Annotated in this window: 27 protein-coding genes; 10 read left to right on the top strand and 17 right to left on the bottom strand. The window is 72.4% G+C overall.

The genetic code is table 11. The annotated features are described in order from the left end of the window. Positions 1–33 precede the first annotated feature (33 nt). Positions 34–927 (bottom strand): NYN domain-containing protein, encoded by an 894-nt coding sequence (locus ACIF8S_RS11625; protein ID WP_024884351.1) that lies wholly within the window; start codon positions 925–927, stop codon positions 34–36. A 231-nt stretch (positions 928–1,158) separates the two neighbouring features. Here ACIF8S_RS11625 and ACIF8S_RS11620 point away from each other — a divergent pair, with 231 nt between their 5' ends. Then, positions 1,159–1,311: a hypothetical protein gene (locus ACIF8S_RS11620; RefSeq protein ID WP_349798245.1), complete on the top strand. Its 153-nt coding sequence runs from the start codon at positions 1,159–1,161 to the stop codon at positions 1,309–1,311. 137 nt (positions 1,312–1,448) lie between these two features. On the opposite strand, the gene ACIF8S_RS11615 is transcribed toward ACIF8S_RS11620, so the two are convergent. From ACIF8S_RS11615 to ACIF8S_RS11605, 3 genes are all read right to left on the bottom strand, one after another. Continuing rightward, positions 1,449–2,054, bottom strand: a complete 606-nt coding sequence (locus ACIF8S_RS11615; RefSeq protein ID WP_024884350.1) for a MarC family protein — start codon at positions 2,052–2,054, stop codon at positions 1,449–1,451. A gap of 102 nt (positions 2,055–2,156) precedes the next feature. Beyond that, the gene (locus ACIF8S_RS11610) at positions 2,157–3,014 is read right to left on the bottom strand and encodes a PHP domain-containing protein (protein ID WP_399998823.1); all 858 of its coding nucleotides are present in this window, start codon (positions 3,012–3,014) and stop codon (positions 2,157–2,159) included. Between the two features lie 145 nt (positions 3,015–3,159). Then, on the bottom strand, positions 3,160–3,801 hold the full coding sequence (locus ACIF8S_RS11605) for a DUF6758 family protein (RefSeq protein WP_399998821.1): 642 nt from the start codon (positions 3,799–3,801) through the stop codon (positions 3,160–3,162). 187 nt (positions 3,802–3,988) lie between these two features. Between ACIF8S_RS11605 and ACIF8S_RS11600 the strand changes: the two genes are divergently transcribed. After that, a complete protein-coding gene (locus ACIF8S_RS11600; protein WP_399998820.1) occupies positions 3,989–5,212 on the top strand; it encodes an MFS transporter in 1,224 nt (407 codons plus the stop codon). 81 nt (positions 5,213–5,293) lie between these two features. On the opposite strand, the gene ACIF8S_RS11595 is transcribed toward ACIF8S_RS11600, so the two are convergent. Continuing rightward, positions 5,294–5,890: a suppressor of fused domain protein gene (locus ACIF8S_RS11595; protein ID WP_399998819.1), complete on the bottom strand. Its 597-nt coding sequence runs from the start codon at positions 5,888–5,890 to the stop codon at positions 5,294–5,296. 498 nt (positions 5,891–6,388) lie between these two features. Between ACIF8S_RS11595 and ACIF8S_RS11590 the strand changes: the two genes are divergently transcribed. Beyond that, positions 6,389–7,510, top strand: a complete 1,122-nt coding sequence (locus ACIF8S_RS11590; protein WP_349798233.1) for a magnesium and cobalt transport protein CorA — start codon at positions 6,389–6,391, stop codon at positions 7,508–7,510. A gap of 45 nt (positions 7,511–7,555) precedes the next feature. After that, positions 7,556–8,068 carry a hypothetical protein gene (locus tag ACIF8S_RS11585; RefSeq protein ID WP_349798231.1) on the top strand — a complete coding sequence of 171 codons (513 nt, stop codon included), beginning with the start codon at positions 7,556–7,558 and terminating at the stop codon, positions 8,066–8,068. 66 nt (positions 8,069–8,134) lie between these two features. Here ACIF8S_RS11585 and ACIF8S_RS11580 read toward each other — a convergent pair whose 3' ends face one another. Continuing rightward, complete coding sequence (locus ACIF8S_RS11580; RefSeq protein WP_399998817.1) at positions 8,135–8,881, bottom strand: hypothetical protein; 747 nt, start codon at positions 8,879–8,881, stop codon at positions 8,135–8,137. 219 nt (positions 8,882–9,100) lie between these two features. On the opposite strand from ACIF8S_RS11580, the gene ACIF8S_RS11575 reads away from it, so the two are divergent. From ACIF8S_RS11575 to ACIF8S_RS11565, 3 genes are read left to right on the top strand one after another with little or no spacing between them, the layout of a single operon-like run. After that, on the top strand, positions 9,101–10,384 hold the full coding sequence (locus tag ACIF8S_RS11575; protein ID WP_349798227.1) for a magnesium transporter MgtE N-terminal domain-containing protein: 1,284 nt from the start codon (positions 9,101–9,103) through the stop codon (positions 10,382–10,384). Further along, complete coding sequence (locus tag ACIF8S_RS11570) at positions 10,374–10,982, top strand: DUF1003 domain-containing protein (protein ID WP_399998815.1); 609 nt, start codon at positions 10,374–10,376, stop codon at positions 10,980–10,982. The genes ACIF8S_RS11575 and ACIF8S_RS11570 overlap by 11 nt, the downstream gene beginning before the upstream one ends. A 43-nt stretch (positions 10,983–11,025) precedes the next feature. Continuing rightward, positions 11,026–12,159 (top strand): Mrp/NBP35 family ATP-binding protein, encoded by a 1,134-nt coding sequence (locus ACIF8S_RS11565; protein ID WP_399998814.1) that lies wholly within the window; start codon positions 11,026–11,028, stop codon positions 12,157–12,159. Positions 12,160–12,243: 84 nt separating this feature from the next. Here ACIF8S_RS11565 and ACIF8S_RS11560 read toward each other — a convergent pair whose 3' ends face one another. The 5 genes from ACIF8S_RS11560 to sigE form a co-directional block, all read right to left on the bottom strand. After that, positions 12,244–12,918: a hypothetical protein gene (locus tag ACIF8S_RS11560; protein ID WP_399998813.1), complete on the bottom strand. Its 675-nt coding sequence runs from the start codon at positions 12,916–12,918 to the stop codon at positions 12,244–12,246. 223 nt (positions 12,919–13,141) lie between these two features. Further along, positions 13,142–13,582, bottom strand: a complete 441-nt coding sequence (locus tag ACIF8S_RS11555) for a sec-independent translocase (RefSeq protein WP_399998811.1) — start codon at positions 13,580–13,582, stop codon at positions 13,142–13,144. A 127-nt stretch (positions 13,583–13,709) separates the two neighbouring features. Further along, entirely contained in the window at positions 13,710–15,278 is a 1,569-nt protein-coding gene (locus ACIF8S_RS11550) for a trypsin-like peptidase domain-containing protein (protein ID WP_399999024.1), read from the bottom strand. Between the two features lie 823 nt (positions 15,279–16,101). Beyond that, positions 16,102–17,034: an anti-sigma factor family protein gene (locus ACIF8S_RS11545; protein WP_399998809.1), complete on the bottom strand. Its 933-nt coding sequence runs from the start codon at positions 17,032–17,034 to the stop codon at positions 16,102–16,104. After that, positions 17,031–17,690: an RNA polymerase sigma factor SigE gene (gene sigE / locus ACIF8S_RS11540; protein WP_024884335.1), complete on the bottom strand. Its 660-nt coding sequence runs from the start codon at positions 17,688–17,690 to the stop codon at positions 17,031–17,033. Before sigE ends, ACIF8S_RS11545 begins: the two co-directional genes overlap by 4 nt. 276 nt (positions 17,691–17,966) lie before the next feature. Here sigE and ACIF8S_RS11535 point away from each other — a divergent pair, with 276 nt between their 5' ends. Continuing rightward, positions 17,967–18,665: an O-methyltransferase gene (locus ACIF8S_RS11535; protein WP_349798465.1), complete on the top strand. Its 699-nt coding sequence runs from the start codon at positions 17,967–17,969 to the stop codon at positions 18,663–18,665. A 135-nt stretch (positions 18,666–18,800) separates the two neighbouring features. On the opposite strand, the gene ACIF8S_RS11530 is transcribed toward ACIF8S_RS11535, so the two are convergent. Both ACIF8S_RS11530 and ACIF8S_RS11525 read right to left on the bottom strand, forming a co-directional pair. Next, positions 18,801–18,968 (bottom strand): DUF3117 domain-containing protein, encoded by a 168-nt coding sequence (locus ACIF8S_RS11530; protein WP_003966491.1) that lies wholly within the window; start codon positions 18,966–18,968, stop codon positions 18,801–18,803. 149 nt (positions 18,969–19,117) lie between these two features. Beyond that, positions 19,118–19,282, bottom strand: coding sequence for a hypothetical protein (locus ACIF8S_RS11525; RefSeq protein WP_158686710.1), 165 nt, complete (start codon positions 19,280–19,282; stop codon positions 19,118–19,120). A 63-nt stretch (positions 19,283–19,345) separates the two neighbouring features. On the opposite strand from ACIF8S_RS11525, the gene ACIF8S_RS11520 reads away from it, so the two are divergent. Further along, on the top strand, positions 19,346–20,149 hold the full coding sequence (locus ACIF8S_RS11520) for an enoyl-CoA hydratase-related protein (protein ID WP_349798213.1): 804 nt from the start codon (positions 19,346–19,348) through the stop codon (positions 20,147–20,149). 385 nt (positions 20,150–20,534) lie between these two features. On the opposite strand, the gene ACIF8S_RS11515 is transcribed toward ACIF8S_RS11520, so the two are convergent. Together ACIF8S_RS11515 and ACIF8S_RS11510 are read right to left on the bottom strand one after the other, a co-directional pair. Beyond that, positions 20,535–21,122 (bottom strand): DNA-3-methyladenine glycosylase I, encoded by a 588-nt coding sequence (locus tag ACIF8S_RS11515; RefSeq protein ID WP_399998807.1) that lies wholly within the window; start codon positions 21,120–21,122, stop codon positions 20,535–20,537. Further along, positions 21,119–21,481, bottom strand: a complete 363-nt coding sequence (locus ACIF8S_RS11510) for a DivIVA domain-containing protein (RefSeq protein ID WP_024884331.1) — start codon at positions 21,479–21,481, stop codon at positions 21,119–21,121. The genes ACIF8S_RS11515 and ACIF8S_RS11510 overlap by 4 nt, the downstream gene beginning before the upstream one ends. Positions 21,482–21,614: 133 nt before the next feature. Here ACIF8S_RS11510 and folP point away from each other — a divergent pair, with 133 nt between their 5' ends. Further along, a complete protein-coding gene (folP, locus tag ACIF8S_RS11505; RefSeq protein ID WP_024884330.1) occupies positions 21,615–22,475 on the top strand; it encodes a dihydropteroate synthase in 861 nt (286 codons plus the stop codon). Positions 22,476–22,544: 69 nt separating this feature from the next. On the opposite strand, the gene ACIF8S_RS11500 is transcribed toward folP, so the two are convergent. Then, positions 22,545–23,303, bottom strand: a complete 759-nt coding sequence (locus ACIF8S_RS11500; RefSeq protein WP_349798208.1) for a TIGR00730 family Rossman fold protein — start codon at positions 23,301–23,303, stop codon at positions 22,545–22,547. A 120-nt stretch (positions 23,304–23,423) separates the two neighbouring features. Next, entirely contained in the window at positions 23,424–24,503 is a 1,080-nt protein-coding gene (gene dapE / locus ACIF8S_RS11495) for a succinyl-diaminopimelate desuccinylase (RefSeq protein WP_399998806.1), read from the bottom strand. Positions 24,504–24,563: the final 60 nt, after the last annotated feature.

Below are 24,563 nucleotides of genomic sequence, written 5' to 3'. Positions count from 1 at the left end.
TCAGCGCGAGGCGGGACGAACCCGTGGCGCCGCCTAGTACTGCGCCTGCAGGTGGTCCCAGAAGCCGTCGCGGAGGGAGCGGCGGAGGTCCGCCTGGCCGCGGAGGGAGTACTGGAGGAGGCCTTCCGCCTCGACCAGCAGGTCCTGGTCGACCGAGCCGGGCAGGTAGGGGTGGCCGGGGAGGAGTTCCATCATGGTGTCCCGGCCGCGGGAGACCAGCCACTTCGCGGCGATCTGCGCGCCGACGAAACGGACGTCCTCCCGGGTGGGCCGGCCGGTCGCCGGCTCGTAGGCGGACGCCGTGCGCCGGGAGACGTACGGCTTGAAGAAGTCCAGGTCGAGGGTGCGCTGGCTGTCGACCTCCCAGAGCAGCGGCTCGGCCTGGTTGCGGCCCTCGGGCGCCTCGATGCCCCACAGGTGGACGCGGGCGCCGTACCCCTGGGCGGCCTCGACGGCGGAGACCAGGTCCTCGTCGCCGCCGAGCAGGGCCGCGTCGCTGATGGCGCGGTGCCGGGCCAGTGACTCCAGGTCGGAGCGGATCAGGGAGTCGACGCCCTTCTGCTGGTTGTTGGCGTTGAGGTTGCCGAGGCGGACCTTGACGTCGGGCAGCTCGGCGATGGTCTGCTGCTCGGCGGTGTGGATGCGACGCCGGGCGCCGTCGTACCAGTAGACGCGCAGCAGCCTGCTGTCGGCGAAGACGGTGCGGGCGCGGTCGATGAGCGCGTCGATGAGCCCCTCGGCGTCGAGGTCGAAGGCGCGGCGGTCCTCCGTCCCGGCGACGAGCCGCCCGGCGGCCGCGTAGAGGTAGCCGGCGTCCACGAAGATCGCGTGGGTCGAGGGCGTCTTGGCCACCTCGGCGAGCATGCGCTGGAGCAGCTCGTTCGTGCGGTCGATACGGGCGTGCAGTGCCGCGAGGTCGTCGTTCATCACCTCACATTGTCCCGCTGGTCACGCTATGAACACAACCGGTCCCGGTCGGTCTCCCTCGAAACCCTTACGGGTCAGTATTTAGTCGATCGAAAAATTTCCTTAGCGTAGGGAATGTTTGCACCGCAAAGCTCGTTGTACCAGTCACTGAACACGGGCCCGTCCGGTCCCGTGGACCTCCACCCCCAGTAGTTCTCCTCCAGGAGGATGACCAGACGAAGGGAGAAGCCCTTGCGCTTCGAAATCATGCGACTCGACGACGTCGACGGCACCACCGTGGACTCGACCGTTGTGGACGCCGCCTCCGTCAACCGCATCGTTCAGCAGGCCGCCGCCGTAGGGCAGCGCCTGTGGATCCGCCCGGCCGACACCACGGCCTCGTAACTCCCGCACCGCGGTCCCGCGGCCGTACGTGCCGCGTCCCGGTGCACTGTACGCATGCTTGAGGAGCCCCCGTACCACCTTGGGTACGGGGGCTCCGGTGTGTCCGGCGGCCCGGTCAGGGCCTGGGCAGGGCCTGGTCAGGCGCCCTGGATCACCTGGGTCACGCCGTTGATGATCTGCTGCACGGCGATGGCGGAGAGCATCATGCCCGCAAGCCGCGTCACCAGGACGACCCCGCCGTCCTTGATGACCCGGATGATCAGCAGCGAGTACCGCATCACCAGCCACAGGACGACGTGGATGGCGAGGATCGCCGCCCACACGGACACCTGCCCCGTGACGCTGTCGGCCTTCTGCACGGCGAGGATGACCGACACGATCGCGCCCGGCCCGGCCAGCAGCGGCATGCCCAGCGGGACCAGCGCGACGTTGACGTCCTTGGTCTGCTGGGGCTCGTCGGTCTTGCCGGTGAGCAGGTCGAGCGCGATCAGCAGGAGCAGCAGACCGCCGGCGATCATCAGCGCCGGGATGGAGACGTGCAGGTAGTCGAGGATCTGATGGCCGAGCAGCCCGAAGACGGTGATGACACCGCCCGCCACACAGACGGCCTGGAAGGCCATGCGCCGCTGCACCTTGGCCGGACGGCCCGCGGTCAGCGCGAGGAAGATCGGGGTGATCCCCGGGGGATCCATGATGACGAAAAGGGTCAGGAAGAGAGAGCCGAAGACGGCGACGTCGAACATGACTGCCTTGCACGAGTACGAAAAGGGTGAGCGAGGAAGGAGGAGGCGCGGGCCGGGAAGAGTGAGGCGCGAGCCGAGAAAAGGTGAGGTCCGGGTGCGGGGTCAGGCCCCGCCGGCCCCCGGCACCGGGAACGCCCCGGTCGCCCGCCGCGTGATCTCGCCGTAGATCTCCGGGTCCGTGGTGAACTCGCCGAGCACGCAGGTCTTCCGGCTGCCGTGGTAGTCGCTCGACCCGGTGGTCAGCAGGCCCAGCTCGCCCGCCAGGCCGCGCAGCCGCGCCCGCGTCGCGGGGTCGTGGTCCATGTGGTCGACCTCGATGCCGTCGAGCCCTGCCTCGGCCAGCTCCGCGATCGCCGACTCCGGCACGGTCCGGCCCCGCTTGCTCGCGGCCGGGTGCGCGAAGACGGCGACCCCGCCGGCGTTCTTGACCAGCCGCAGGGCCTCGAAGGGATCGGTCTCGTGCTTCGGCATGTACGCCCGGCCGCCGTCGGCCAGCCATTCCGGGGTGAAGGCGTCGCTCACACTCGCCACGACGCCCAGTTCGACGAGCGCGCTCGCCACGTGCGGGCGTCCCACCGAGCCGTCGCCGGCGATCCGCGCGACCTGCTCCCAGGTGACCGGGACGCCCAGCTCGTTCAGCTTGGTGATCATTCCCTTGGCCCGCGGCACCCGGTCGTCCCGGACCAGCTCGCGCTCCGCGAGCAGCGCGGGCTCCTCGGGGTCGAACAGGAAGGCCAGCATGTGCATGCTGATGCCGTCGAGCCGGCAGGAGAGTTCGGCGCCGGTGACCAGAGTGAGGCCCGGCGGCAGCGCCGCGAGGGCCTCGGCGTGGCCGCGCGTGGTGTCGTGGTCGGTCAGGGCGACGACGTCGAGACCCGCGGACGCGGCCTTGCGGACCAGTCCGGCCGGGGTGTCCGTGCCGTCGGACGCGGTGGAGTGGGTGTGCAGGTCGATGCGCACGACGCGTTACTCCAAGCGTGACGGACGGATGAGGACGCTCCAGGATAACCGGATTTTCGGCCGCTCCTGTCACACCCGAACCCGGTATGCGCCCCCTACAACCCGAGGTGGACGGACTACGCCTCCGACAACCGAGGTGGGCGGACTACGCCTCCAGCAGCCGCGGGGACAGGGCGCCGCAGGGCACCAGCTCCACCTCGGCGCCGGCGTCCCGCAGGTCGGCGAGCACCAGTTCGTCGTACATCAGCAGGCCCGACTTCTCCGGCCACACGACCGCCCACAGCCACAGGCCGAGCGCCTCGCCCGCGAACACGGCGCGGTCGTCGGGTGTGCCGGACACATGCCAGAGCGGGGTCGGCCGGCCGGCGGCGAGCACCTTGGCCTGGGGCGGCTTCTCGACGTCCATGAAGGGTCCGGGGTCGGGTCCGCCGATGCCCGCGTACCGCGCGCCCAGGCCGACGCCGAGCTCCTCGGCGACCAGGATCAGCTCCCCCATTCCGCCGAGCGGTCCGGGGCCGGTGCAGGCGACGGCCGTCGCACGGCCACCACTGCGGTCGTCACCCGCGGAGGCCACCCCGGTGAAGAGCCAGCCCACCGGCAGGGGCCACGGCATCCACACCGGCACCTTGGTGCGGTGCACGACGACTTCGAGGGCCTCGACGCTCGGCGGTATCACGGGCTGCAGCGGATGCACGGTGCCGTGCACGTCGCACTGCCAGGCATCCGAGAAGAGGCCGGGAGCCCTGACCCGGCCACCGCACTTCGGGCAACTGGGTTCGCCCCTCATAGGGCCCCACGGTCCTAGCTCCGCCGCGTCACGTCAAGGACGATCACCCGTCCGGAGGGAACCGCAGGCCACGGACCACGATAGATGTAGTTTGCATTAGTTAGGTTGGCTAAGCTATTGTGTGCATAACCCAACCAATCTGTCGCCGGACATCCGGCACCCCTCCACGTCCGGGATTGGAGCACCCATGGACCCCATCGACACGGGATCGGGCAGCATTCTCAGGCAGCCGAAAGCCGTGTGGGCGACTGCCGGTGCGTCCGTCGTCGCCTTCATGGGAATCGGGCTCGTCGACCCGATCCTGCCGTCCATCGCCGAGGGCCTCGACGCCACCGCCGGCCAGGTCTCCCTGCTGTTCACCTCGTACTTCCTGATCACCGCGCTGGCGATGCTGGTGACCGGCTTCGTCTCCAGCCGCATCGGCGGGCGCAAGACGCTGCTGCTGGGCCTGGCGCTGGTCGTGGTGTTCGCCGGGCTCTCCGGCACATCGGGATCGGTCGGCGAGCTGGTCGGCTTCCGCGCCGGCTGGGGACTGGGCAACGCCCTGTTCGTCTCCACCGCCCTCGCGGTGATCGTCGGCGCCGCGGCCGGCGGCAGCGCGGCGGCCATCCTGCTCTACGAGTCGGCCCTCGGCCTCGGCATGGCCTGCGGCCCGCTGCTGGGCGCGGTGCTCGGCGACGCGAGCTGGCGCTACCCGTTCTTCGGTACGGCCTTCCTGATGGCCGTCGGCTTCGTGTGCATCTCGGTGTTCCTGAAGGAGCAGCCCCGCCCGGCCCGCAAGACCTCCCTGCTCGACCCGGTCAAGGCGCTCGGGCACGGCGGGCTGGCCTCCGCAGCGGTCTCGGCGTTCTTCTACAACTACACGTTCTTCACCGTGCTGGCCTTCACGCCGTTCGTGCTGAACATGACCCCCTACCGCTCCGGCGCGGTGTTCTTCGCCTGGGGCGTGCTGCTCGCCGTCTTCTCGGTGATCGTCGCGCCGCGGCTGCAGAAGCGCTTCGGTTCACTGCGGGTGCTGGGCGGCTCGCTGGTGCTGCTCGCGGTGGACGTGCTGGTGCTCGGCTACGGCGACCACACCACGGCCGTCGTCTGCATCGTGCTGTCCGGCGCCCTCATCGGTGTGAACAACACCGTGTACACGGAGCTGGCGCTCGGTGTGTCGGACGCGCCGCGGCCGGTGGCGAGCGCCGGGTACAACTTCGTGCGCTGGTTCGCGGCCGCCGCCGCGCCCTTCTTCGCGCCGAAGCTCGAGGAGTGGGCCGACGCCCGGATGCCGTTCGTGGTCGCGGCCGTGACGGCGGCGCTGGGTGCCCTGGTGGTGCTGGTGCGGCGCCGGTCGCTCACCGCGAAGGCCGAGGAGCAGCAGCCCCGGCACGCCACCGAGGACGGGGTCGGCGTCTTCGCCAACTGAGCGGTGCGCCAACGGCGTTGGTGAGCTTGCTCACTCCGGGGTCCGCTCCGGGCCCACTCCGGCGTGGGCCCGGAGCGGGGCTCACTCAGGCGCTCGGTCCAGCGGTACGGACTTCCGGGACGGGTCTCTGAGGTCCGTACCCTGGTCCAGCCAGCGCTCCTGGAGGGCCTGGGCGCCGTGCACCCGCTTCCAGGCGGCCTCGTTGGGCGTCATCGGCAGCAGCGGCAGGAACCGTACGGGCTCCAGGGGCGCGTCGAGTTCGAGGTCCTCGACCAGGCCGCCCGGCTCGGCGACCAGTACCGAGGTGAACGGGGCGCCGGGCCACAGCGGTTCACCGACGTCGAGCGAGGCGCCGGGGGCCACGACCAGCCCCTCGACCTGCGGGGACGCGGCGAGTACGGCGAGCGGGCGGAGCACCTTGTCGGTGTCGGCCGTGCCACCGCGCACCGACAGCACCAGCTCGGCGCGGGGGCCCGCGACCGGGTCCGCGATCACGGCCGTGGGGTCCGCCATGGGCTGCGCGGACATGCCGAGGGTGGCGTAGCGCACGATGTCCCCCTCGTGGAAGCGCAGCACCTCGATGCGGTCCGTGCCCAGGAAGGTGACCGCCGCGCGTGCGTCCGGCTCGCCCAGCGCGGTGCGCAGCCGGGCCTCGACCAGAGGAAGAACATCAGCCATGGGGCGAGCATAGAACTCGTCAGTACCGGGCAAAGCAGAGCCTTGACACAGCAGTCGGCTGATACGCTTGGCCGGTGGTTCGGGCAGCACGCTTCACGCGCTCGACTATTGCCCGAACGCTGTGTGCACCCCCGCTCAAGGGGGAAATCCCCTCAGGGGGATCGCGATCGTCCCTCACGAGGGACCGGCCGGAGGAGGTGGGGCTGGCATGGACCGAAGTCGACCGTGCAGTATCACCCGCTCTTCCGCCCGCTGAGGTAGCTGCTTCCCGTTCGGCTCCCGCCTTTCGCTTCGCGCGTCTTCATCGGAAGAGCACTCGTTTCGTTCTGACTGATCTGCCCCAGTAGCTGTATCAGCGACGAAGCTCGCCACCGCGACGGTGCGGTGCTGCCCGCTTTGTGGACGTGCCAAACATCCGCAGTCCAGGACGTCCTCATTCCGGGTTGTTCCACCCGTCGTTCCGGCGCCTTTCGTTGCCCGCTCGCGAAGGAGCCCGCCATGTCGATGATCCGCGACCTGCGCGCCGTGGTCCGCCCCGCCTCCCGCATCTCGCTCCGTAAGGGGAGCGGCCCGTACGACACCACGCGCGACGCCGCGTCGGCCACCGCCGTCGTCGACTGCGCCGTCTACCGGGACGGCCGCCGCCTGGACACCGAGGACGGACCGCTCGGCCCGCAGGAGGCGATGCGCCGGGTGCGCCGCGACGGAGGCTTCGTCTGGATCGGCCTGCACGAGCCGACGGAGGCCGAATTCGCGGGTATCGCCGCGGAGTTCGGCCTGCACCCGCTGGCCGTGGAGGACGCCGTCCAGGCCCACCAGCGGCCCAAGCTGGAGCGCTACGACGACTCCCTGTTCACGGTCTTCAAGACCGTCCACTACCTCGACCACGACCGCGTCTCCTCCAGCAGCGAGATCGTGGAGACCGGCGAGGTGATGTGCTTCACCGGCCGGGACTTCTTCATCACCGTCCGGCACGGCGGCCAGGGCTCCCTGCGGGCCCTGCGGCACCGCCTCCAGGACGACCCGGAGCTGCTGGCCAAAGGCCCCTCGGCCGTGCTGCACGCCATCGCCGACCACGTGGTGGACGGCTACATCGCGGTCGCCGACGCGATGCAGGACGACATCGACGAGGTCGAGACGAAGGTCTTCTCGCCCGGCCGCAAGGGCACCCCGCGCGGTACGGACGCCGGTGAGATCTACCAGCTCAAGCGCGAGGTGCTGGAGTTCAAGCGGGCCGTGGCGCCGCTGCTGCGGCCGATGCAGCTGCTCAGCGAGCGGCCGATGCGGCTGATCGACCCGGAGATCCAGAAGTACTTCCGGGACGTCGCCGACCACGTGGCCCGGGTGCAGGAGCAGGTCGTCGGCTTCGACGAACTGCTGAACTCCATCCTCCAGGCCAACCTCGCGCAGGCGTCCGTCGCGCAGAACGAGGACATGCGCAAGATCACCTCGTGGGCCGCGATCATCGCCGTGCCCACGATGGTCTGCGGGGTGTACGGCATGAACTTCGACTACATGCCGGAGACCCACTGGAAGTACGGCTACCCGGTGGTCCTCGGCGTCACGGTGGCCCTCTGTCTCGGCATCCACCGCACGCTGAAGCGCAACGGCTGGCTCTGAGACGCACGGGCCCGGCGCCCCGGGGGCGTGGATAGGCTGGCCCGCATGACTGGCGAGCTGCTCGAACGGGCCCTCATCGAGGAGGCCACGAAGAAGTCCGGCCTCATCTGGGTCAGGGGTCCCGGTGTCCCGGCCCGCGCGCTGTGGCACGTGTGGCACGAGGGCGCCGCCTGCGTGATCGGCGACGGACCGGGCGAACAGCCGCTGCCGGGGCTGGCCGACGGGGGGCCGGCCGAGGTGACGGTCCGCAGCAAGGACAAGGGCGGCCGGCTGGTGACCTGGGCCGCCACGGTCCGCGAACTGCCGTCGGGCTCCGAGGAGTGGACGGCGGCCGTCGCCGACCTCAAGGGCAAGCGGCTGAACGCCCCCGACGGCGAGGCGATGCCCGGGCGCTGGGCCCGCGAGTGCCGCGTCCTGCGTCTGGAGCCGACGGGCGGGACGTCACCGCTGCCCGACGGGGACCTGGCCGCGGCCCCGCTGCCGACCCCCGTGACCACCCGGCAGCCGATGCCGGCGGGGCTGCCGCGCCTCCTGGCGAAGCGCAAGCGGCGCCGCTGACCCGGCGGAGGCGTCCGGTCCAGGACACGCGACGCCCTGAGCCGCCGGGGCCGGGACACCGGGCGGCTAGGACGTCGGGAGCTGCTTGCCGTAGTCCAGTGTCTCGCCCTTGGCCGGCTTCTCCAGCGGGAAGTCGGTGCCCCAGGCGGAGAAGGTGAGGGTGCCCGCCTCCCCGGCCCGCTCCAGCCGCAGCGGATAGGGCTTCCCCTCGAGGGAGACGTCCAGGGTGCCGCCCGCCCCCTCGCCGGCGGTGACCCGGACGGTGCGCACGCCGTCCTGCTCGTGGTGGCCGTCGGTGGCCAGCTCCCCGTGCAGCGTCAGCAGACCGCCGAGCAGCACGTTCTTGTCCGTGAAGCCGATGAACTTGGTGTACGAGGGGTCGCCCTTGGGGACCTTGACGTACTTCGCGGCGAGTTTGTCCGCCGCCTTGGAGTCGTTCGCGCCCCCGCTGCGCCCCTGCCCCCAGAAGGCGGCGTCGGCCTTCAGGAACAGCTCCTCGTCGACCCGCAGCAGGCGGAAGGTCTCCCCCTTGGTGGTGACCGAGCCGATGCCGCCCTTCTCCTTCAGGCGCATGTCGAGCGTGTAGGTACGGCCGCTGGTGACGACCGTTCCGTGCAGCCGCACGGTGCCGACGGACGCGGCGGCCTTCTGGGCCTTGGCCTGGATCTGGTCGGCGGGGAGTCTGCCGACGCCGTTCGTTCCCTCGTTCGGATCCTCGGAGCATCCCGTGAGCGCCGTCCCCGCCACGAGCAGCGCGCACACGGCGCCCGCCAGCGTGGCCCTGCGGGTACGGCCCGGGGAGATCGGAATCACAGGTGGGCTGCCTCTCTGACGGGGGACCTGAACGGCGTACCGCAGGGTACCGGGGCCGGGGAGGCCGGACGGAGCCAGTCCGTCCGGACCGGCCACAGGAGCAGCACCGATCGGGACGGGCTAGCCTGAAGCCCACCCGAGCGGGCAATCCGGATAACGGACGCACCAGGCAGTACACGGCAAGGAAGCACTCCGCACGCACGCAAAGGAGCCGCCGGCATGGCAGCGGGCGCACCCCGGTTCTTCGTCTCGCACGTCTCCGGTGTCGCCGTCTTCGACCCGGCGGGCGACCAGGTGGGGCGCGTGCGCGACCTGGTGGTCATCCTCCGTCCGGGCCGGCGCCCGCCCCGGCTGCTCGGCCTGGTGGTCGAACTCCCCACCCGGCGCCGCATCTTCCTGCCCATGACCCGGGTGACCGCCGTGCAGGCCGGCCAGATCATCACCACCGGCGTGCTCAACGTGCGGCGCTTCGAGCAGCGGCCCACCGAACGCCTGGTCTTCGGTGAGCTCCTCGACCGGCGGGTCACGCTGGTCGACAGCGGCGAGGAGGTCACCGTCCTCGACCTGTCGGTGCATCAGCTGCAGGCCCGGCGGGAGTGGGAGATCGACCGGGTCTTCGTGCGCAAGGGCAGGAAGGGCGGCGCGTTCCGGCGCGGCAAGGGCGAGGCGCTGACCGTGGAGTGGTCCGCCGTCACCGGTTTCTCGCTGGAGGAGCACGCGCAGGGCGCCGAGAACCTGCTCGCCACCTTCGAGCAGCTGCGCCCCGCCGACCTCGCCAACGTGCTGCACCACCTCTCCCCCAAGCGGCGCGCCGAGGTGGCCGCCGCCCTCGACGACGAGCGGCTCGCGGACGTGCTGGAGGAGCTGCCCGAGGACGACCAGATCGAGATCCTCGGCAAGCTGAAGGAGGAGCGGGCCGCCGACGTGCTGGAGGCGATGGACCCCGACGACGCGGCCGACCTGCTGGGCGAGCTGCCCGAGGCGGACAAGGAGCGGCTGCTGAGTCTGATGCAGCCCGCGGACGCGGCCGACATGCGGCGCCTGATGTCGTACGAGGAGCACACCGCGGGCGGTCTGATGACCACGGAGCCGATCGTGCTGCGGCCGGACGCGACCGTCGCGGACGCCCTCGCCCGGATCCGCGAGCCGGACCTGTCCCCGGCGCACGCGGCGCAGGTCTACGTCTGCCGGCCGCCGGAGGAGACGCCCACGGGCAAGTACCTGGGCACGGTGCACTTCCAGCGGCTGCTGCGCGACCCCCCGTACACACTGGTCGGCTCGATGCTGGACGACGACCTGCAGCCGCTGGAGCCGGAGGCGACGCTGCCCGTGGTCGCCGGATTCTTCGCCACGTACGACATGGTGGCGGCGCCGGTGGTCGACGAGGCCGGCTCGCTGCTGGGCGCCGTGACGGTGGACGACGTGCTGGACCACATGCTCCCGGACGACTGGCGGGAGCACGAGTTCCACATGGACGAGGGGGTGGTGCCCGATGGCGGCTGAGCGCGAGGGTGTGCGCGAGCGGCAGCCGGTGGGGGCCACGGCGGCCGGGCGGCCGCGTGCGCCGCGGCTGGACCAGCCGCGCCCTCCCCGGCGCCGGATCCTGCCCGAGTGGGACCCGGAGGCCTTCGGACGGCTGTCGGAGCGCATCGCGCGCTTCCTGGGCACCGGGCGGTTCATCGTCTGGATGACGGTCGTCATCATCCTGTGGGTGCTGTGGAACGTCTCCGCACCGAAGGACCTGCGCTTCGACGAGTACCCGTTCATCTTCCTGACCCTGATGCTGTCGCTGCAGGCCTCCTACGCGGCCCCGCTGATCCTGCTCGCGCAGAACCGGCAGGACGACCGCGACCGGGTCAACCTGGAGCAGGACCGCAAACAGAACGAGCGGTCGATCGCGGACACCGAGTACCTGACGCGTGAGATCGCCGCGCTGCGCATCGGGCTCGGCGAGGTCGCCACCCGGGACTGGATCCGCTCGGAGCTGCAGGACCTGGCCAAGGAGCTGGAGATCCACCGGAACGGCCACAAGGAGCAGCACGGGTCATACCCGGCGATGCGGGCGGAACGGCCGCCGGGACGTGACGCAGACGACCGTTGACGTCCTTACCGGCGGGTGTACCCGGCGCCGTACCATCGTCCCTATGGCTACGGAAGACGCGGTGCGCGAGGCACTGGCGACGGTGAACGACCCCGAGATCAACCGGCCCATCACCGAGCTCGGGATGGTCAAATCGGTGGAGATCGGTGCGGACGGTGCGGTCGCGGTCGCCGTGTACCTGACGGTCTCCGGCTGCCCCATGCGGGACACCATCACGCAGCGCGTGACAGACGCGGTCTCCGCTGTCGAGGGGGTGACCCGGGTCGACGTGACGCTGGACGTCATGAGCGACGAGCAGCGCAAGGAGCTGGCGAACGCCCTGCGCGGCGGCCAGACCGAGCGCGAGGTGCCCTTCGCCAAGCCGGGCAGCCTCACCCGGGTGTACGCGGTGGCGTCCGGCAAGGGTGGTGTCGGCAAGTCCTCGGTGACGGTGAACCTGGCGGCGGCGATGGCGGCCGACGGGCTGAAGGTCGGTGTCGTGGACGCCGACATCTACGGCCACTCGGTGCCGCGCATGCTGGGCGCCGACGGGCGTCCCACCCAGGTCGAGAACATGATCATGCCGCCGTCGGCGCACGGCGTGAAGGTCATCTCCATCGGCATGTTCACCCCGGGCAACGCGCCCGTGGTGTGGCGCGGCCCGATGCTGCACCGCGCGCTCCAGCAGTTCCTGGCGGACGTGTACTGGGGCGACTTGGACGTGCTGCTGCTCGACCTGCCGCCCGGCACCGGTGACATCGCGATCTCCGTCGCGCAGCTGGTGCCGAACGCGGAGATCCTGGTCGTCACCACGCCCCAGCAGGCGGCGGCCGAGGTGGCCGAGCGGGCGGGCTCCATCGCCGTGCAGACGCACCAGAAGATCGTCGGCGTGGTGGAGAACATGTCGGGGCTGCCCTGCCCGCACTGCGGCGAGATGGTCGACGTGTTCGGCACCGGCGGCGGCCAGACCGTCGCCGAGGGCCTGACCCGCACCACCGGCGCCAGCGTCCCGGTGCTGGGCGCCATCCCGATCGACGTCCGGCTGCGTGAGGGCGGCGACGAGGGCAAGCCCGTGGTGCTGTCCGACCCGGACTCCCCGGCGGGTTCCGCGCTCCGCTCGATCGCCGGCAAGCTGGGCGGCCGGCAGCGCGGTCTGTCGGGCATGTCCCTGGGGATCACCCCGCGCAACAAGTTCTGAGGGCCGCCGCGCCGGGGCCCGTGCGTACGCCGAAGGGCGCCGTCCGTGTGGACGGCGCCCTTCGGCGTACTGCCGCGCGCCCGGTCAGCCCTCGTACGCGGCGATGTCCTTGACCACGGCGAAGCCGAGGCCGTACGCGCTCATGCCCCGGCCGTACGCGCCGACGTGGACGCCCGCCTGGGTGGAGCCGGCCAGCACCCAGCCGTACTCGGACTCCCGGTAGTGGAACGACGTCGGTACGCCGTCCACGGGCAGCGACAGCGTCGACCAGTCCTCGCCCTCCAGGTCGTCCGCGAGGACCCAGGCGGTCTCGGTCTGCTGCTCCAGCCAGTCGTCGCGCAGGGAGTGGTCCATCTGGCCCGGCCAGGTGAAGGACAGCAGCCCCACACCGGCGAGCCAGGCGGCCGAGGAGACCGAGGTGGCCTCCAGCAGGCCGGTGCCGTCGGCGCTGCGGCGGACCGGGTTGGCCGCCACGGTCACCACGACCGCGAACCTCTCCTTGGCTTCCTGGTCGCCTCCGGCCGCGAACTCGCTGCGGACGGACGGCTCGTCGCCGTGCCCGACCGATCCGTGCTCCACGGCCCCGTCGGCCGACAGGCCGACCTGCATCAGCCAGCGCGGTCCCGTGAAGGCCTCGTCCAGGCCGTACCACGGGAAGGGCGCGCGCAGGTAGCCGTCGACCGTGCGCCGGGCGGAGGGGACTGGTTGTCCGTCCTCCGTGGCCGGCGCCTGCGCGACTGCCGAACTCGTCGTCTCCATGTGCCCGGACGCCTCCTCGCTCTCGTCGGACCGGGCGGCCCGCCCCCCTTCGGGCGTACTCGTCCGTTCCGCACAACAACTCGGCAGCATAACCACCCTGCCGCCACAGGCAGGGAAACCGCCCGGCGCGTGGGGCGTCCGGGCGCCCGGAACGGGCCGTGCGCAGCTCGGGTGGAGTATGAAACGCGTCACGTACGCGCGGGCGCGCGCCGCGAGGACCGGCTCAGGTGGCGTCCATGTCGAAGGGCGGACGGTCGTCGGCCGCCGGCTTCTCGGGCTTCTTCGTCATGTCCACCCGCGCGCCGGAGGACGCCGGGGCGGCCGGCGTGGCGGGCTCGGAGTCGCGGCCGTGGACGGCGTCCGCGACCTCGGCCATGTCCTTCTTCAGGTCGAAGCCGTTGCGGATCTCCTTCAGCCCCAGGTCGTCGTTGTCCAGCTGCTTGCGGATGAACGTCTTGGGGTTGAGGTCCTCGAACTCGAAGTCCTTGAACTCCGGGCCCAGTTCCTGCCGGATGTCCTGCTTGGCGCTCTCCGAGAAGTCCCGGATCTTCCGGATCGTGCGGGTGACGTCCTGGATGACCTTGGGGAGCTTGTCCGGACCGAAGACGAGCACGGCGAGGACGATGAGCGTCACCAGCTCGAGCGGTCCTATGTCATTGAACACCTGAAGCTCCTCGCGATGCCTTCGGTCCTCGGCCCTCGGTGCCGGCCTGTGGTCTTCCGTGGTCCGGGCCGGGTCCACGGTACCCGGACCTCCCGCACGACCGGTACCGTGCGGGCCCCCGGTGGTGTCAGCCGCCGTCCGAGGAGCCGAGCACCAGGGACACCTTCCGTTCCTCGCCGCCGCGCTCCAGGGTCAGCTCGAGGCGGTCGCCGGGGCGGTGGGCGCGGGTCTTGACGATCAGTTCCTCGCCGGAGTGCACGGGCCTGCCGTCGACCTCGGTGATGACGTCGCCGGGCCGGATGCCCGCGTCGGCGCCGGGGCCGCCGGTGCTGACCGGGGGGCCGCCGTCGCCGCCCTCGGTGGCGACGCGGGCGCCGTCGCCGCTGTACTCCATGTCGAGGGTGATGCCGATCACCGGGTGCGTGGCCTTCCCGGTGTTGATCAGCTCCTCGGCGACCCGCTTGCCCTGGTTGATCGGGATGGCGAAGCCGAGCCCTATGGAGCCGGACTGGCCGCCGTCCGGGACGAGACCGCCGTCGGCCGAGCGGATGGCCGAGTTGATGCCGATCACCCGCCCCTTGGTGTCGAGCAGCGGGCCGCCGGAGTTGCCGGGGTTGATCGGCGCGTCGGTCTGCAGCGCGTCGACGTACGACACGTCGCTGCCGTCGCCCTTCTCCCCGCCCGCGGTGATGGGCCGTTCCCGGGCGCTGATGATGCCGGAGGTGACGGTGCCGGCCAGGTCGAAGGGGGCGCCGATGGCGACGACGGGGTCGCCGACCTGGACGTTGTCCGAGTTGCCGAGCGGCAGGGGGCTGAGTCCGCGGACGCCCTTCACCCGGACGACGGCGAGGTCGTAGCCGCTGTCCCGGCCGACCACGGTCGCCTCGGCGGTGTCGCCGCTGTTGAACGTGACGGTGATGTCGCCGTTGTCCCCGGCGGGCCCGACGACGTGGTCGTTGGTGAGGATGTGGCCCCGCTGGTCCAGCACGAACCCGGTGCCGGTGCCCGCGCTCCCGCCGCCGCTGACGTGCAGGGTGACGACGCTGGGCAGGGCCTGGGCGGCGATCCCGGCGACGCTGTCCGGGTCCCGGTCGGCGGACTCCACGCCGGCCTGGGGCAGCTCCACGGTGCCCACACCGCCGTTGCGCTCCAGCTGCACGCCCACCACACCGCCGGCGACGCCGGACACGAGCGCGATCAGCAGGGCGATGCCGAGCGCGGCGCGCCTGCGCCGGCGCCGTCGCCGGTCGGCCTGCCACTCGGCGGGGTCGGCCTGCTGCAGCGGCACGGCGGTCCCGGCGACCGCCCACGGGTCGTAGCGCGCCCAGGGCCCGGACGCGGGCGGTGCCGTCTCGAGAGCGACGGGAGCTGTCGCGGGCGCGTCGGGCTGGGCGGGGACCCGGTGCTGCCCTGCGGCGGGCCCGTGCGGGGGCCCCTCCGGGGCCGTGGGGGGCGCCATCACGGCCATCCCGTGCGCGGGGGTGGTCGCCGGGTGCTGCACCGGCGGCGCGGGCGCCCAGGGCCCCGGCTCGCCGTACGGCGGGGTGCTGTAGGGGTCGGGCTCGTGCAGGGGCGTCGACGCCTCGACGGAGGCGGCCGGACGGGCCTCACCGCCCGGCGCGGGCACGGCGGGGGTGGGGGCATCGGACGCCGGATGCGGGGCGGCGGAAACGCGCTCTGCGGCGCCGGGTGCCACCCGCTGCGCGTCGGAAGCGGCCGCAGCGACGGAAGCGGTGGGCTCACCGCCCGGGGCAGGCACGCCGGGGGTCGGGGCGGCGGACGCCGGATGCGGGGCGGCGGACGCGGCGGGCTGCCCGTCGGAGGCGGAGGCTCCGGCGCCCGCGGTCGCACCGTGAGCCGGGCCGCCGGCCGCTGCAGGCGCGCGACCCGCAGCGACGGAAGCGGTGGCCTCACCGCCCGGCGCGGGCACGGCGGGGGTGGGGGCGCCGGATGCCGGCCTCGGGGCGGCGGAGGCTTCGGCGCCCGCGGTCGCACCGTGTGCCGGGAGGTCGGCCGCACCAGGCGCGCCGTGCACAGCCGGGTCGGGGGCGTCCGGCGTGTCCCCGGAGGCGCCGGGGGTGGTGGCGGCCGCGTCTGCGGCGGGCGTCGGGCCGGTCCCGTCGAGTGGTGCGGCGGGGGCGTCGGAGACGGCCCCGTCCGACGCGGCGACCTGCTGCTCCGGGGCGGCTGCCCGCGCCGTCCCGGGGGTGTCCTCGGTGGGACGGGGGCGGTCCAGTTCGTAGTCGCCTTCGGCAGCGGCGTGGGCGGACTGCTGCACGCGGTCCGGGCGGGCCAGTTCGAAGTCGCCGTCGGGTCCCTCGGACCGCGCGGTCGGCTCCTCCCCCGGTGCGCCCGGCTTCCCCTCGTTCATGCTCTCCCCACGGCTGGACCGGCACGGATCGTGGCACCGTGCTCCGGTCCGCCCGCGCGGTGGAGCCCGGCTCGGCGCCCGTCCGCACAGGCCCGGGCGCGCCACCCGGAATCTAATCAGGTTCGCGCGCCCCTGCGCAGGAGACGGGTCAGCGGACCGTCCCGGAGCTGTGCGTGGGGGCCGGGGCCGGTGACGGAGCGGCGGTGACCAGGCCGGGGGTCTTGAGCCCGACGGCCGTGGCCCAGGCGCTCAGGCCGAGCGGCGGGGTGGCGTTCAGCGGCCGTATCAGCGGGGACATGGCCGTGGCACCGCCCTGTGGGGGCGCGGGGATGCCGGGCAGCAACGGCGCGGCGACGCCGGTGGGGACGACGGGACCCGCCCCCAGGCCGCTCTGACCGCCCGCCACCTGTCCCAGCAGGGGGCCGACGCCCCGACGCCGGGACTCGGGCGTCGTCGCCGCGCCCGCACCCTGGGTGCGCATCGGGGTGACGTTGCTGCCCTTGCCCTGGCCGCGGGCCTCCGCGTCGGCGGGGGTCACGGTGGTGACGCCGCCGAGGGCGATCGCGGCCAGCGACACCGCGCCGGCGGCGACGAAGGCGAGCCGCATCCCGCGCGAGGACGGCCGGTCGGTGGCGTGCCGGTCGGCGAAATCGGAAGCGTCGGCTGCCGCGGCGGCGGCCGGCTGGTGCCGCCGCACCGGCGCGTAGGCGAACTCGAAGCGCTCGCCGCGCCGGGCACCGAAGACCCCGGAGGACGAGCCGAACCGTCCGGAGGAACCGCCCGGCAGCGGGGAGCCGCCCAGCGGTGAACCGCCGTCGCCGAACCCGCCCCCGGCCGGCAGCCCTTGCAGGCGGGCCAGGAGGCTCTCGGAGGGCGGCGGCGGGGCGGCGGCCGCGAAGACGTTCTTCAGGCGGCGCTGCTCGTCCACCTCCGCCTTGCACTTGGCGCAGGTGGCGACATGCGCCAGCACGCGCTCACGCGCGTCATGACCGAGCTCTCCGTCCACCAGGGCGGAGAGTCGGTCTCCCAGGTGATGCTCGGCGAGGTGTCCCTCGGAAGACTTCGGCAGTGAACTGCTCACGCGCTCGCGCCCCCTCCTCCCAGTGCGGGGACACGCGGCACGAACGAGGGGCGCTCAGCACGCGCCTTGGGCGAGCGGTGCGCGAGGGCCTTGCGCAGCTGGGAACGGCCGCGGTGGATACGGGACCGCACGGTACCGAGCTTCACGCCCAGGGTGGCCGCGATCTCCTCGTACGACAGCCCCTCGATGTCGCACAGCACGACGGCGGCGCGGAACTCGGGGGCGAGGGTGTCGAGGGCCTGCTGGACGTCGGCGTCGAAGTGCGCGTCGTTGAAAACCTGCTGGGGCGTCGGCTCCTTGCTGGCCAGCCGCTCGGCCGCGTCGTCACCGAGCGCGTCGAAGCGGATGCGCTGCTTGCGGCGCACCATGTCCAGGAAGAGGTTGGTGGTGATGCGGTGCAGCCAGCCCTCGAAGGTGCCCGGCGTGTACGTCGACAGGGACCGGAAGACGCGGACGAAAACCTCCTGGGTGAGGTCCTCCGCGTCGTGCTGGTTGCCGGTGAGGCGATAGGCGAGCCGGTACACCCTGCCGCTGTGCATGCTGACGATCTCCTCCCAGGTGGGCGGAGTCCACGCCTGCCCGTCCGCGTCGCCGGAGAAGGTCGCGGTCTGGGCCGGGTCGCCGGCGCGGTCATGGTCAGCAGCGGTGTTGTTCACGGATTTCGGCCTGCCCGCCGATCCGAGGAAGCGCCGCAGCACTCCTGCGCGATCCACAGGCGCAGCCGCACCTCCCCTGTCGGCTCTGGTGGTGTCCAGTGGAGCCCCTACCATAGCCACCTCGCCCGTTAGCTCCGGATAAGCGGTTTTACGAGAATTTGATCTGGGCTGCCACGGCTCGTACGACTGCGTCTGCACTTGCTCGGCGTCCGCGTCCATTCCCCGCCCCCCCTTCCCGGCACGCTCTCTTTCTTCTCCCTTTGAACGACTGGTCCCATCTGCGGGTTCCCGACGCCAACGGATACAGTCACGCCCAGGCAACCACGGGGACAGGAGAGGGTCATTACCGCCAACCGGCAGACGAGCTGGGCGTTCGCCGACGCCTATGTCGCCGAGGACGAGACGCTGCGCTGGGCGCGCGACCGGGCCGGCGAGGCAGGCCTGCGCTCGGTGTCGCCCGGCACGGGCGCGGCCCTCAGGTTGCTCGCCGCCAGCGTTGACGCCAAGGCGGTCGCGGAGATCGGCACCGGCTGCGGCGTCTCCGGGATCCATCTGCTGCACGGCATGCGCCCGGACGGGGTGCTCACCACGGTCGACCAGGAGCCGGAGCACCAGCAGTCGGCCCGCCAGGCGTTCCGTGAGGCCGGCTTCGCCGGGAACCGGGCCCGCTTCATCCCCGGCCCGGCGCTGGACGTCCTCCCCCGGCTCGCGGACTCCGGCTACGACCTGGTCTTCTGCGACGGCGACCGGCAGGAGTACCAGGACTATCTCGCTGAATCGTTGCGTCTGCTGCGTCCGGGAGGCCTGGTCGCCTTCGAAGGTGTCTTCGCGAACGGACGCACCATGGACTCCGGCCCCCAGCCCTCGGAGGTGCTGCGGCTGCGGGAGCTGGTGCGGACCGTTCGCGAGAGCCAGGAGCTGGTGTCGTCGCTGCTGCCGGTGGGCGACGGTCTGCTGTGCGCCGTCAAGCGGTGAGCGGCCGCGGAACGGTGCTCTTCCCACTCCCGGAGCGGTGACCGGCGGACGCCGGCGCTCCCCCGCGCGCGCAAACAGCCGCCCCGGCACCGCGTGCGGCACCGGGGCGGCTGAAGGGGTATGGTCGCTTGCGCGTCAGCCGACGACCTTCTTGAGGGCGTCGCCGAGCGCGTCGGCCTCGTCCGGGGTCAGCTCGACGACGAGCCGACCGCCGCCTTCGAGCGGAACGCGCATGACGATGCCCCGCCCCTCCTTGGTCACCTCGAGCGGGCCATCACCCGTCCGCGGCTTCATGGCCGCCATGCTCGTTCCCCTTCCTGAAACCCAGCTAAACCGTCTGAGCCGACGGCCCTGAAGGGCACCTGCGGTCCCTGAAGCAGGACACACGCCACCGGCATCGAACACATTGCTTCCCAGCCATTATCCCGCATGGCAGGACCCGATGACCAACATCAGTAGGCATCGCTTGGGCAACGCACGCGAGCAAAACCACTCAATTCGGCGATGTGGCTGCGATACTTCGCCGCCGCCCGGACTTTCGGTGCCCGGAAACGGGCGGCATTTCTTTGACGCAGGTCACACACGGGCCGTCCGCCCCGACCGGTGATCTGGGTCATGCTGTCCTCCACACGAGGATGTACTCACCAGTACGTCCCGAGCCGCACACGGAGGGATACGACATGGCCGACACCGTGCTCTACGAGGTCAGCGACGGACTCGCGACGATCACGCTGAACCGCCCCGAGGCGATGAACGCGCTGAACGTCGCGGCGAAGGTCGCCCTCCGTGACGCGGTCCGGTCCGCCGCGGACGACGACGCCGTACGGGCCGTGCTGCTGACCGCCGCCGGGGAGCGGGCGTTCTGCGTCGGGCAGGACCTCAAGGAGCACATCGGGCTGCTGGCCGCCGACCGGGAGAACGGCTCGGGGCAGACCATGTCCACGGTGCGCGAGCACTACAACCCGATCGTCAAGGCGATCGCGGGGGCGCCTAAGCCGGTGGTGGCGGCGGTCAACGGGGTCGCGGCGGGGGCCGGTTTCGGGTTCGCGCTGGCCGCGGACTACCGCATCGTCGCGGACACGGCGGCGTTCAACACCTCCTTCGCCGGGGTCGCGCTCACGGCCGACTCGGGCATCTCCTGGACGCTGCCACGGGTCGTCGGTCCCGGCCGCGCCACCGATCTGCTGCTCTTCCCGCGCAGCGTCTCCGCGCAGGAGGCGTACGAGCTGGGCATCGCCAACCGGCTGGTGCCGGCGGCGGAGCTGCGGGCGGAGGCCGAGAAGACGGCCCGCGCGCTGGCCGAGGGGCCGACGGTGGCCTACGCGGCGCTGAAGGAGTCGGTGGCGTACGGGCTGAGCCACTCGCTGGAGGAACTGCTGGAGAAAGAGGACGAGTTGCAGGCTCGGGCGGGGTCCTCCGAGGATCACGCGATTGCTGTGCGGGCGTTCGTGAACAAGGAGAAGCCGAAGTATTTGGGGCGGTGAGGGGGCCTGCGGCGCGGGGGCGGGTGCGGGTGCGCTGTGGCTGGGTGCGCAGTTCCCCGCGCCCCTGAGGGGGTGGGGGCTGCGGCTCGGATTTCGGGTGCGGGTCCGTCGGGGCTTTCGCGCAGTTCCCCGCGCCCCTGAGGGGGGGGTGAGGGCTGCGGCTCGGCTTTTCGGGTGCGGGTCCGTCGGGGCTTTCGCGCAGTTCCCCGCGCCCCTGAGGGGGGGTGAGGGCTGCGGCTCGGTTCTCGGGTGCGGGTCCGTGGGGGCTTTCGCGCGGTTCCCCGCGCCCCTGAGGGGGTGGGGCTGCGGCTCGGCTTTTCGGGTGCGGGTCCGTGGGGGCTTTCGCGCGGTTGCCCGCGCCCCTGAGGGGCGCTTCTCGTGTCGGTCAGGTTCTTGCTGTGCAGGTTTTCAGGTGGTCGTTGACCAGGCCGCAGGCCTGCATCAGGGCGTATGCCGTGGTGGGGCCGACGAAGCGCAGGCCGCGCTTCTTGAGGGCCTTGGACAGGGCCGTGGACTCCGGGGTCACCGCCGGGACGTCGGCGAGGGTGTCCGGCACCGGGCGGCCGGCCGGGTCGGGGGCGTGGGACCAGATCAGGGCGTCCAGCTCGCCCGGCGCCCACCCCGCCAGCTCGCGCGCGTTGCCCAGCGTGGCGTCGATCTTCGCGCGGTTGCGGATGATGCCGGTGTCGGCCAGCAGCCGCTCCCGGTCCGCGTCGGTGAACTCGGCGACCTCCGCGATCCGGAACCCGGCGAAGGCCGCGCGGAAGCCGGGGCGGCGGCGCAGGATGGTGATCCACGACAGCCCCGACTGGAAGGCCTCCAGGCTGAGGCGCTCGAAGAGGGCGTCGTCGCCGTGGACCGGGCGGCCCCACTCCTCGTCGTGGTACGCCAGGTAGTCCGGGGCGGACAGCGCCCAGGGGCAGCGCGGAAGGCCGTCCGGGCCGGCCGGCACCTCGCTCGCGGCGTCGCTCACCGCTGATCGCCCTCCGGGTGCGGGGCGGCCTTGTCCATCGCGACGTGCGCCGCGGCGGCCCGGGCGCCCGCCAGCGCGGACTCCAGGTCGGCGATCCGGGCGTCCCGCTCGGCGAGCTCCGCGCCGAGGCGGCCGAGGGCGTCGTCCACCTCCGCCATGCGGTAGCCGCGGGCGGCGAGCGGGAAGCGCAGGCTGTCGATGTCCGCGCGGTTGACCGGGCGGTCCGGCGGCAGGGAGTCCTGGAGGCGCTCCGGTGCCGCCTCGGGCAGCGGGGCGCTGTCGCCGCCGCCCACCACGGCCAGGGTCACCGCGGCCACCACGACGGCCAGCGCGACGACCAGGAACAGGAACATAACCATCGCCGGGGCCCCCACGGTCGGATGAGTCGGAGTCGGATGTGTGGCTCCGATCGTGCCATGCGAGTCTGACAGTCGGGACCGCCGGGCGGACGGAGGCGGCCCGCACGGCAGGACGAGGAGAGGTCTCAAGGGGATGCTCAGGCTGGGCAGGCGGGAATTCGCACCGCACGAGCGGGTGATCATGGCGATCGTGAACCGGACCCCGGACTCCTTCTACGACCAGGGCGCCACCTTCCGCGACGAGCCGGCGCTCGCGCGCGTGGAGCAGGCGGTGGCCGAGGGCGCCGCGATCATCGACATCGGCGGGGTGAAGGCCGGGCCGGGCGAGGAGGTCACGGCCGAGGAGGAGGTGCGGCGGACCGTCGGTTTCGTCGCCGAGGTGCGCCGCCGTTTCCCGGACGTGGTGATCAGCGTGGACACCTGGCGGCACGAGGTCGGCGAGGCCGTCTGCGAGGCCGGCGCGGACGTGCTGAACGACGCGTGGGGCGGGGTCGATCCGCGTCTGGCGGAGGTCGCCGCGCGGTACGGGGCGGGGCTGGTGTGCACCCACGCGGGCGGCGCGGAGCCGCGGACCCGGCCGCACCGGGTGACGTACGACGACATCATGGCGGACATCCTCGACGTGACCGTGGGCCTGGCCGAACGGGCGGTGTCCCTGGGGGTGCCGCGGGAGTCGGTGATGATCGATCCGGGGCACGACTTCGGGAAGAACACCCGGCACAGCCTGGAGGCGACCCGGCGGCTGGGTGAGATGGTGGCCACCGGGTGGCCGGTGCTGGTGTCGCTGTCCAACAAGGACTTCGTCGGCGAGACGCTGGACCGCCCGGTGAAGGAGCGGGTGGTGGGGACGCTCGCGACGACGGCGGTGTCGGCGTGGCTGGGCGCCCAGGTGTACCGGGTGCACGAGGTCGCCGAGACACGGCAGGTGCTGGACATGGTGTCGTCCATCGCCGGGGACCGGGAGCCGGCCGTGGCGCGGCGGGGACTGGCGTAGGCGGCCCGGCGGGCCGCTGCGGGGGCGGCGGGGTCGTGGCCCCGGCCGCCCCGTAGGGGTCCCGGGGCCTCAGCGGCCCGCTTCCTTGGAGACCAGGGCGACCGCCTCGTCCACGTCGTCCGTGACGTGGAACAGGAGCAGGTCCTTCTCGGCCGCCTTGCCCTGGGCGATCACCGTCTTGCGCAGCCAGTCGACGAGGCCGCCCCAGTACTCCGTGCCGAACAGCACGATGGGGAACTGCGTGACCTTCTGGGTCTGCACCAGGGTCAGGGCCTCGAAGAGCTCGTCGAGGGTGCCGAGGCCGCCGGGCAGGACCACGAAGCCCTGCGCGTACTTGACGAACATCATCTTCCGGACGAAGAAGTACCGGAAGTTCAGCCCGATGTCGACGTACCGGTTCAGGCCCTGCTCGAAGGGCAGCTCGATGCCCAGGCCGACCGAGACGCCGTCGGCCTCCAGGGCGCCCTTGTTGGCCGCCTCCATGGCGCCCGGGCCGCCGCCGGTGATCACCGCGAAGCCCGCCTCGACCAGGCCGCGGCCGAGCCGCACCCCGGCCTCGTACTCGGGCGAGTCCGCGGGGGTGCGGGCGGAGCCGAAGACGCTGATCGCGGGCGGAAGCTCGGCCAGGGTGCCGAAGCCCTCGATGAACTCCGACTGGATGCGCAGCACCCGCCAGGGGTCTGTGTGCACCCAGTCGCTCGGCGCTCGCTCGTCCAGCAGCCGCTGGTCGGTGGTGCTGGACTCCACCTGACCGCGCCGGCGGAGGACCGGCCCCAGGCGCTTCTCCTCCGGCGGCTGCCGCTTCCCCTCGGGGTTGCCCGTAGCCATGTGCGCTCCCTCCGATTGCCAGGTCGTACCGCCTCAGCGTAGATCTACGCGGGTTACATGCGGGGGACGTCAGCATGTCCACGGGAGAGCGTTCCAAACGCGACGCCGCCCGTACGGGTGTCAGGCGGTCAGCCAGGACCGCAGCCGCTCCTCGCCCGCGAGGATCTTGGCGGTGTCGACGCGCTCGTCGCGCTTGTGGGCCAGATGGGGGTTGCCGGGGCCGTAGTTCACGGCGGGGACGCCCAGCGCGGAGAAGCGGGACACGTCGGTCCAGCCGTACTTGGGCTGCGGGGTGCCGCCGACCGCCTCGATGAAGGCCGCCGCGGCCGGGTGGGACAGGCCGGGCAGGGCCGCGCCGCTGTGGTCGTCGACGACGAACTCGGTCACGCCGCAGTCCGCGAAGACCTCCCGGACATGCGCCAGGGCCTCCTCCTCGCTGCGGTCGGGGGCGTAGCGGAAGTTCACCGTGACGACGCACTCGTCGGGGATGACGTTGCCGGCCACGCCTCCGGAGATGCCGACCGCGTTGAGGCCCTCGCGGTACTCCAGGCCGTCGATGACCGGCCACCGGGGCTCGTAGGAGGCCAGGCGGGCGAGGATCGGCGCGGCGGCGTGGATGGCGTTGGAGCCCATCCAGCCGCGCGCGGAGTGGGCGCGCTCGCCGGAGGTCTTCAGCAGCACGCGCAGGGTGCCCTGGCAGCCGCCCTCGACCTGCCCGTCGGAGGGCTCGAGGAGCACCGCGAAGTCGCCCTCCAGCCAGTCGGGGTGCGTCTCGGCGACATGCTTCAGGCCGTTGAGGTCGGCGGCGACCTCCTCGTTGTCGTAGAAGACGAAGGTGAGGTCGCGGTTGGGCTCGGGGACGGTGGCCGCGATGCGCAGCTGGACGGCCACGCCCGCCTTCATGTCGCAGGTGCCGCAGCCCCACAGGACGCCGTCCTCGTCGAGGCGCGAGGGGACGTTGTCCGCGATCGGGACCGTGTCGATGTGGCCGGCGAGGATCACCCGCTCCGCGCGGCCCAGCCGGGTGCGGGCGACCACGTTGTTGCCGTGCCGGTCGACCGAGAGGTGCGGCAGGGTACGCAGGGCCGCCTCGACGGCGTCCGCGAGCGGCTTCTCGGTGCCGCTCTCGGAGGGGAAGTCGACGAGCTGCGCGGTCAGGCGTGCGGCGTCCAGCGTGAGGTCAAGCGGGGTGTCGGCCATGCCGTCGACCCTAGCGCGGACGGGCTTCGGCCCACTGTCCCCACAGGGCTCACACGCGAA

Source organism: Streptomyces sp. NPDC085937 (genome assembly GCF_044540535.1).
Classification (GTDB): domain Bacteria; phylum Actinomycetota; class Actinomycetes; order Streptomycetales; family Streptomycetaceae; genus Streptomyces.
This window is presented reverse-complemented; position numbering and strand designations above follow the sequence as displayed.